Here is an 8386-nt window from a genome sequence, read left to right on the forward strand (position 1 = left end):
CTTCTGAAACAGGCCCTAGCGGGGGTGTCCGGTTCGTGTCGTGTCCAGGGCCGTACGGGCTCGAGAGCCCGAGAAAGGGCCTGAGATCGTCGGCTCGTGGTTCGGGGTCCGGGGATATCGGGCAGCCTCGGCTTCGCCGTGAAGGGTTCCAGGGGCGAGGTGCAGGTAAGCGTTGACCGCCTTGGTCACGTTCCGTGCGCAAGCGCTCACGCAGGCGTATGGCGAGGCGGCGATGTCGTCGTCGAGACGCCCGCTGCTGTGGTGAAGGCGAATGGAACGGCGCCGGTGGGCGCTCCGCGGGTGCCGAGACGCTGGTCGAGGGTGAGGCCGGGCACGTACGCGGTGGCCGACCAGGGGTTCTCGGTATCCGGGTCTGCTGCGAGGAGTGGGATGAGGCATGACCCGTGCGCACGCGAGGAGAGCCGCACCTCTCGGCGAAAGCGGGCCCGGAACTCAGGGGCCTCGGCCTGCGCGGGGTGGATCGTCTTCACAGCGACGCGGAGGCCGGCTGGATCGAGACCGCCGCGGACGGTGCCCATGCCACCCGGGCCGAGACGGCCGATGATCCGGTAGGGGCCGACCCGCTTCGGGGCACCGGAGCGGGCGGCCTCTTCTGCGGTGAAGCGCCATGAGGCCGACACACACCCATGGACGGAGTCCCCGACCCAGGAACGGGATGGTATCGGCAGACCGCTTTGGCAGGCGGGGCGGTTCTCTGTTTCGTTGTCGCTGGGAAGGATCGCGGAGGGGTATGAGGCTGAGCTCGGGCGCGAGTTGGGGACCAGTTGGGGAGCAGCGCACTTGACCGACCGGAGGGCACCTTGACTTGGTCAAGGTGCACTCCGTGGGGGTCAGGGCTTCGGGACGGTGTCGATGTAGTCGGTGCCGGTGCTGTGGAAGCCGTCCACCGTCTTCTGGACGTCCGCCGGGGAGACGGCCTCGTCGGCCTTGTAGTAGACCCAGTCGACCTTCATGTCCCAGGTGCGCGGGCCACCGGTGAAGGGGAGGTCGATGAGCCAGTTGCTGAAGTGGATGTCCATCTGCTCGCGCGGGACGTACGTGCCGGAGCTGGTGAAGAGCTCCTTGCCGTCCAGGGAGTAGACGACCTTTCCGTCCATGGCGGTGATCATCATGGTGTGCCAGCCCCCGAGGCGCCGCTTGAGGGTGTGGTGGACCCGGTCCGGCGGGTCGGCCCTGTACCAGCTGACGTTGTCGAGCCGCGGGCCCACCGAGCCCCAGCCGCCGTTCGGCAGGTACTCGAAGTCGAGTTCGCTGTAGTTCTCCGAGGAGTCCGAGGGGGAGATCGGGAAGAAGGTCTGGACGACGTGGTCGCCGTTGCGTCCGCTCGTGGGCCGGTCGCTGAGGTGGACCCGGGCGGCGAAGGTTCCCGTGAAGAAGTTCCGGCTCGTGGTCTGCACCTCGACCTGCGTGGTGCCCTGCCCGGTGCCGTCGGTGGAGGAGCGCAGTCGTAGGACCTTGCCCCCCTTGGCCGTCGGGTCGGAGGGGAAGGTGGCGCCGTCGGCGCTCCAGGTGTCCTTGATCCCCGGGCCGCCCCCGCCGGTACGGATCTCCCAGCCGTGCGCGGCGAGGGAAGGGTCGTCGGCGCCGGTGTAGTCGAAGTCGTCGAACAGGGTTCCCGGCGGTCCGGTGGGCGTCGGCGAGGCCTCCTGCGCGGGCCCGGCGGCGTCGGTGCCCCCGCCGGTCGCGGGGGCGGCGGAACACGCGGCGAGTACGCACAGGAGGGCGGGCAGCGTGAGCGCGGTCCACGCTCGGCGGCGAGAGGTGCGGCGGGGCTGGCTCACGCAGGCTCCTTGGGGCGTAGAGGCGGTGTCTGGACACGCCCGTCACATGTGGATCAATCGCTGATCGCATGAATCGAGCGGTCATCCTAGCGAAGGATTCACGCCACACCGCCTCGTGTTCGCGGCTTGGTCGCCCATGGGCCCGGAGGAGCCCGTCGAGATACCGATCCGGTTACGACGGTCGATCGGACCCTGTCAAATACGCGCATTGCGCACCAATCGATTCGGGCAATGCGCTACGGTCCGCTCTACGCTTCACCGGTCTCCACACCCTGCACAAAAAGGCCACGAATGATGCGCCAAGTCTCCACAGCCTCCCGGCGCGAACCGGTCCACACGGCGCAGCCCGTCGTGGCTGAATCACGCCATGAGGAGCCTGCTCCGGCACCGGTGTTCGTCGACCAGTCGGGTCTGCGCAGCCGGCTGTTCCGGCGCTTCGGCTGGCCGGTCTCCGTGGTCGGCGCGATCCTGGCGGCCGCCATGGGCGGCAGCCTGATCGGCATGCAGTCGGACGCCCCGGCGATGGGGATACCGCCGGAGCCCTCGTACCTGCCCGCCAAGGGCCCCTTGTCGCCCTCCTGGCCCTAGAGGGCGCGGTCTGCGACACCCGCCCGAAAAGTTCGACCATCACGTCGAACACCATGACATTCCGCCACATGCCGCGACCCTCGCGCCGCCCGGAGCAACGCCTGCGGGCCCGCCGAGCGTGCCTGAGCGTCCGCACCACCCATCTCCAGGAGCGCCCTTGTCCCGCCACCAGCGTCGTCGGCAGTCCCTGCTGAGGCCGCGCCGACTGGCCGCTCCGCCGCTGCGCTTCTTCATGCCGCTGTCCCTGCTGGCCTGCCTGCTCGCGCTCCTCGTCCTGCGCGGCCTCGCCACCAACGAGGCGTTCCACGACACCCGGATCGCGACCTCGGTCGACAAGACGACCGTGCCGGAGAACCTGCTCAAGGGCGGCCCGATCATCGACGCGCGCGGCACCAGGAACGAGCGCCCGGTGAGTTATCGGATCCCCAACCACACCGTGGTCCTGAGCTTCGACGACGGCCCCTCGCCGGAGTGGACCCCGAAGATCCTGGACGTGCTCGCGGCCCACGACGTCCGCGCGGACTTCTTCGTGACCGGCGCGATGACCACGCGCCACCCGGAGCTGATCCGGCAGATCGTCGCGGGTGGCCACGAGATCGGCGTGCACACCTTCACCCATCCCGATCTGGCGTACCAGTCCCACGCCCGGATCAGCTGGGAGCTGGCGCAGACGCAACTGGCGCTGGCCGGCGTCGCGGGCGTCCACAGCGCGCTGTTCCGCCCGCCGTACTCCTCCGACGCCTCGGCCCTCGACGACTGGAACTATCCGGTGATCAAGTACGTGGGCGCGCACGGCTACCTCACCGCGTTCATCGACCGCGACACCGACGACTGGAAGCGTCCCGGCGTCGACGAGATCGTCAAGGCGGCGATGCCGCGCAAGCCCGGCGCGGGCGAGGTGATCCTGCTGCACGACGCGGGTGGCGACCGCACCGAGACCATCGCCGCGCTCGAGCAGATCATCGTGAAGCTGCAGGGCGAGGGGTACCGCTTCGCCACCGTCTCCGAGGCGCTCGGCGCCACCGACGCCACCCTGCCGGTGCACGGCTACCAGCTGTGGGCGGGCAAGTGCTTCATCTGGGCCAGCAAGGCCGCCGTGCTCACCCTGCCGGTGCTGGTCGCGCTCCTTGCCGTCGTCGGCTTCCTCAACTTCGGCCGGTTCGCGCTGATGCTCGTCCTCGCGCCGCTCCACGCCCGGCGCTCCCGGCGGCGGGACGCGTGGGGACCACCCGTCACCGAGCCGGTCACCGTCCTCGTTCCGGCCTACAACGAGCGTGAGTGCATCGCGAACACCCTCAACTCCCTGATCGCCAGTGACCATCCGATCGAAGTGATCGTCATCGACGACGGCTCCACGGACGGCACCGCGGACATCGTCGAGGAGATGAATCTGCCGTTCGTCCGGCTGATCCGCAAGGTCAACGGCGGCAAGTCCAGCGCGCTCAACACCGGCATAGCGGCCGCGTCGCACGACATCATCGTGATGATGGACGGCGACACCGTCTTCGAGCCGTCCACCGTGCGCGAGCTGGTCCAGCCCTTCGGCGACCGGGGGATCGGGGCGGTCGCGGGCAACGCCAAGGTCGGCAACCGCGACAGCCTGATCGGCGCCTGGCAGCACATCGAGTACGTCCTCGGCCACAACCTGGACCGCCGGATGTACGACATGCTCAACGTCATCCCGACCATCCCCGGCGCGGTCGGCGCCTTCCGCAAGGAGGCCCTGCAGCGGGTCGGCGGGATGAGCGACGACACCCTCGCCGAGGACACCGACATCACCATGGCGGTGCTCTGCGACGGCTGGCGGATCGTCTACGCCGAGCGCGCCCGCGCCTGGACCGAGGCCCCCGCCAGCATCCAGCAGCTCTGGTCCCAGCGGTACCGCTGGAGCTACGGCAGCATGCAGGCGATGTGGAAGCACCGGCGCGCCGTGACCTCCCGGGGTCCGGCCGGGCGCTTCGGCCGGATCGGGCTGCCCCTCGTCGTGCTGTTCGGCGTGGTCGCCCCGCTGCTCGCGCCGCTGGTCGACATGTTCCTGCTGTACGGCGTGCTGTTCGCGGACGCCCCGATCACCCTCACCAGCTGGGGCGGCTTCATCCTGCTCCAGGCCGCGCTGTCCTGGTACGCCTTCCGGCTCGACGGCGAGAAGCCCCTGCACCTGATCAGCCTGCCGCTCCAGCAGGTGGTCTATCGGCAGCTGATGTACATCGTCCTGTTGCAGTCCACGATCACGGCGCTGACCGGTGGCCGACTGCGCTGGCAGAAGCTCCGGCGCACCGGCGAGGTCGCCGCCGCACCCGTGGAGGCCTGACCATGACCGCATCCTTCGGGTTCGGGGGCACCCAGGACACCGTCCAGCTGCGCATCCCCGCCGTGCTGCGCCAGGAACCGGAGCCGGAACCGTCGGCACCGTCCCCGCGCAAGGGCGGCCGGGACCGCTACCTCGACCTGCTGCGCGCGCTGGCCCTGGTGCGCGTGGTGCTCTACCACAACTTCGGCTGGTTCTGGCTGCCCATCGTCTTCCCGTCGATGGGAGTGATGTTCGCGCTGGCCGGGTCGCTGATGGCACGCTCGCTCAGCCGTCCCGCCCTGGGCGTCATCCGGGGCCGTCTGCGCCGACTGCTGCCGCCGATGTGGCTGTTCGGCGCGGTCATGCTCACCCTCGAGATCGTCGACGGCTGGGGGCCCGGGGCCGAGGGGCATCCCAACTGGTGGTGGGGCAAGCTGCTGTTCTGGTTCGTGCCGCTGAGCACTCCGCCGTACGCCGAATCACTGCATGGTTTCGACCATCTCGTGGGGCAGGGCTGGGCGGTGCAGGTCATCGTCCCGCTCTGGTACCTCCGCGCGTACCTCTGGTACGTCCTGCTCTCACCGTTGATGCTGTGGGCGCTGCGGCGGATGCCGGTGGTGACGCTGTCCGTGCCGCTCGCGCTGACGATCGTCATGAACACGTTCTTCATCGACCAGGAGTTCGTCTACAGCCGGGTCTGGGAGACCGTCAGCGACTTCGCCACGTTCGGCTCCTGCTGGATCCTCGGCATGGCTCACCAGGAGGGCCTGCTCAGGAAGATCCCGCAGTACGTCCTGCCGTCCGTCGCGCCGCTGATCATGGTGGCCGGCTGGTGGTACCTGCAGACCCGGCCGGTCGACCCGACCGTGCCCACCGACATCGAGAGCTGGCCGATAGCCCAGGCCCTGTGGTCCTTCGGCTTCGTCGCCATCCTGCTCCACGTCAGTCCCTCCTGGGAACAGTGGCCCAAACCACTGGAACGCTGGAACGGCCTGGTCAGCCTGCTCAACGCACGCGCCGTCAGCGTCTACCTCTGGCACGAGACCGCGTTGGTGGCCGCCATCCCCCTGATCGACCCCCTCTGGTCCGTCGACTTCTTCTACGAGCACGGCCAGTGGCTGCTGACCAGCCAGTGGTTCCCGCTGCTGGTGGCGATCCCGCTGATCGGACTGCTGGTGCTGACCTTCGGCTGGGTCGAGGACGTGGCCGCGAAGCGCTCTCCGCGGCTCTTCCCGTACCCGCGCCGCGTGCGGGGCAGGCGCCGGGCCGGCGCCTGACGCGGGCCGTCCGAACCGCGGACGTGCAGGGACGGCAATGACCCGCGCCACCGATTCCGGCTCGCTGTGGAAGCACTCGAAACGCCCCGCGCGCCCGCGGGACACGGCGTGACCTTCGCGGATCGAGCGACGGGACGGTGCACACCAGTGACCGGCTCGCCCGCGCCGCCTGCCGGGCCGACGGCCCCCCGGCCCGACTGGCGGCGACGGACGTGTGGCGGGGGTCATCGGCCGGTGCCTCCGTAGACGACGGCCTCGTCCGAGTCGCTGTCCGGACCGAAGGCGGTGTGGACGGCGCGCACGGCCTCGTTGACGTCGTCGGCGCGGGTGACGACCGAGATGCGGATCTCGGAGGTCGAGATCAGCTCGATGTTCACGCCCGCGTCGGACAGCACCTTGGAGCCGGAGGCGGCGAGCTCCAGCATGTCCTCGAAGGAGATCCAGTCGATCTTCTTCGCCTTCTTCACCACACGCGGGTCGGCCGTGAACACGCCGTCTGATGGCCGTCCTTCTTGGTGTCCACGATCCGCTTGGCGACGCGCTCGATGCCTTCGGCATCGGCAACGGAGGAGCCTCCGTACTTCTGCACGACAAGGCCGTTCATCTCACACTCCCTTCCCTGGTGGGTCGGCTATGCCGTCCGACGGTTCCGGATGGCCCCGACCAGGCCGGTGACCAGGTTCGCCCGCTCCTCCATCGTGTCGACGAGCAGGAACTCGTGGTCTGCGTGGGCGCCGCCGCCCACGGCGCCCAGACCGTCGAGGGTGGGGATGCCGAGCGCGCCCGTGAAGTTGCCGTCGCTGCCGCCGCCGACGGCCACGCCCTCGATCCCCGGCTGCAGTTCGCGCGCCAGCTCGAAGAGCGTCCGGGACGCCGACTCCGGCATCGGCGGCCGGTTCACGCCTCCGCGGACGGTGAGGGCGGCCCCCGCCAGACGGGGGGGCAGCCCCGCGAACGCCGCCTCGACACGGTCCTTCTCCTCGTTCGACTCGACGCGGACGTCGACCCACACCGTGGCCTGCGCGGGAATGACGTTGTCGGAGGTCCCCGCGGACGCCACGGTGGGGGACACGGTCGTGCCGATCTCGGGACGGCTCAGCGCCTGAATGGCCAGCACCTGGTGGGCGGCCTCGACCAGGGCGTTGACGCCGGCCTCGGGCTCGAGACCGGCGTGCGACGCGCGTCCGGTGACGCACACCTCGAACGTGCCGCATCCCTTCCGCGCGGTCTTGAGCCCTCCGCCGTCGGCCGCCCCTTCGAAGACCAGGACGTGGCCGCAGGCGCGGGCCCGTTCCTCGATCAGCGCGCGGGAGGACGCCGAGCCGATCTCCTCGTCCGCCGTCACCAGGATCTCCACCCCGGTCAGGTCGTCCAGCGCGGACAGTCCGTGGATGGCCTGGACGAGCCCTCCGAGCATGTCGAAGACCCCGGGGCCGAGAACCCGCCCGTCCTCCACCCGGAAGGGACGCCGCTCCAGGGTGCCCAGGGGGAAGACGGTGTCGTGGTGACCGAGCACGAGCACCTGGGGCGATCCGCCGCCGCTCCAGTGGACATGGGGGCCGACGGGACCGTCGATCAGCACGGCCTGCCCGCCGAGTCTCTCCTCGATGACCGCGGCGACCGCGGCGGCGGACGCGTTGATGGCGTCGAGGTCCCGCGAGGGGGACTCGACCTCGACCAGGGTGCGCAGGTCCTCGAGCATGGCGTCCGTGCGCGGACGGGCATGGCGGTTCATGATCATGTCCTCAGTATGGTGCGGCTGATCCGGAAGACGGCTCCTGGAGGGCTTCCTCGGCGACGACGCGCATCGAGCTCTCCAGAGCGGCCAGGAACCGCTCGTCGGTCTCCGGGGTCTGGGGCAGGGACAGGGACAGGGACAGGGTGACGAAACCGCTCTTCCCGATGTGGACGCCGCGCTCGAGCATCTCGTGGAAGAGCAGCTCGATCGGCCGCTTGTCGGTGCCGAGGCGGGCGTCGGCATCGCGCTGGGCGACGAGTGCGTCGTCGGGGCCGGTCTGTACGTCACGGCCGGCACCCGGGTGACCATGCCCGACGGCCAGATCGTGAAGGCCCGCGAGCTCTCCGGCGGCGACAACGTCCTCTTCCGCCGCAACTCGGTCACCGGCGCCGTCGAGGCCCGCCCGAACAACGCGGTCTGGGGCGGGCTCAACGAGATCCTGCACAGTCACAACTGACGTCCCGTCACAGTCGGCGGTGTCGACCGTGTGCTGGGCACGCATGTGCGACGACGAAGCTCCTGGCAGACGGGTTCACGACCAGGATCACCCGTGTCTGCCAGGAGCTCCGTGTGCTTGTCCACGGCCGTCAACCGGCGACGACGATGGGGCACCTGAGGTGTGCGGAGAGCGCCGTGCCCGCGTAGGGGGCTCGGTCGGCCCTGTGCCGGGAGGCCAGGGCCTGTCCGGCGG

At 69.9% G+C, this 8386-nt stretch carries 7 protein-coding genes and 3 pseudogenes; 4 read left to right on the forward strand and 6 right to left on the reverse strand.

The genetic code is table 11. The features are described from left to right. Window positions 1-851: 851 nt before the first annotated feature. Window positions 852-1802 carry a glycoside hydrolase family 16 protein gene (locus tag CCN56_RS29680; RefSeq protein ID WP_086831036.1) on the reverse strand — a complete coding sequence of 317 codons (951 nt, stop codon included), beginning with the start codon at window positions 1800-1802 and terminating at the stop codon, window positions 852-854. Window positions 1803-2153: 351 nt separating this feature from the next. Between CCN56_RS29680 and CCN56_RS29685 the strand changes: the two genes are divergently transcribed. The 3 genes from CCN56_RS29685 (at window position 2154) to CCN56_RS29695 (ending at window position 5957) form a co-directional block, all read left to right on the forward strand. After that, the gene (locus tag CCN56_RS29685; protein ID WP_143664660.1) at window positions 2154-2390 is read left to right on the forward strand and encodes a hypothetical protein; all 237 of its coding nucleotides are present in this window, start codon (window positions 2154-2156) and stop codon (window positions 2388-2390) included. A 232-nt stretch (window positions 2391-2622) separates the two neighbouring features. Next, entirely contained in the window at window positions 2623-4701 is a 2079-nt protein-coding gene (locus CCN56_RS29690) for a bifunctional polysaccharide deacetylase/glycosyltransferase family 2 protein (protein WP_086831041.1), read from the forward strand. Between the two features lie 2 nt (window positions 4702-4703). Continuing rightward, a complete protein-coding gene (locus CCN56_RS29695) occupies window positions 4704-5957 on the forward strand; it encodes an acyltransferase (protein WP_086831038.1) in 1254 nt (417 codons plus the stop codon). Between the two features lie 224 nt (window positions 5958-6181). Here the strand turns inward: CCN56_RS29695 and CCN56_RS45975 are convergent. The 5 genes and pseudogenes from CCN56_RS45975 to CCN56_RS29710 all read right to left on the reverse strand — a co-directional run. Continuing rightward, a pseudogene (locus CCN56_RS45975) lies at window positions 6182-6358 on the reverse strand (ACT domain-containing protein); the annotation flags it as partial. A 30-nt stretch (window positions 6359-6388) separates the two neighbouring features. Beyond that, a pseudogene (locus CCN56_RS45980) lies at window positions 6389-6448 on the reverse strand (hypothetical protein); the annotation flags it as partial. Beyond that, window positions 6421-6561: a hypothetical protein gene (locus CCN56_RS45985; protein WP_373412915.1), complete on the reverse strand. Its 141-nt coding sequence runs from the start codon at window positions 6559-6561 to the stop codon at window positions 6421-6423. The gene CCN56_RS45985 and the pseudogene CCN56_RS45980, both read right to left, overlap by 28 nt. Window positions 6562-6588: 27 nt before the next feature. Next, window positions 6589-7692 carry a M20 family metallopeptidase gene (locus CCN56_RS29705; RefSeq protein WP_373412916.1) on the reverse strand — a complete coding sequence of 368 codons (1104 nt, stop codon included), beginning with the start codon at window positions 7690-7692 and terminating at the stop codon, window positions 6589-6591. 10 nt (window positions 7693-7702) lie between these two features. After that, complete coding sequence (locus CCN56_RS29710; RefSeq protein WP_086831040.1) at window positions 7703-7882, reverse strand: hypothetical protein; 180 nt, start codon at window positions 7880-7882, stop codon at window positions 7703-7705. An 18-nt stretch (window positions 7883-7900) separates the two neighbouring features. Between CCN56_RS29710 and CCN56_RS29715 the strand changes: the two are divergent. Then, a pseudogene (locus tag CCN56_RS29715) lies at window positions 7901-8152 on the forward strand (DapH/DapD/GlmU-related protein); the annotation flags it as partial. Window positions 8153-8386: the final 234 nt, after the last annotated feature.

This window comes from Streptomyces sp. NRRL B-24572 (assembly GCF_002156145.1).
GTDB classification, from domain to species: domain Bacteria; phylum Actinomycetota; class Actinomycetes; order Streptomycetales; family Streptomycetaceae; genus Streptomyces; species Streptomyces vietnamensis.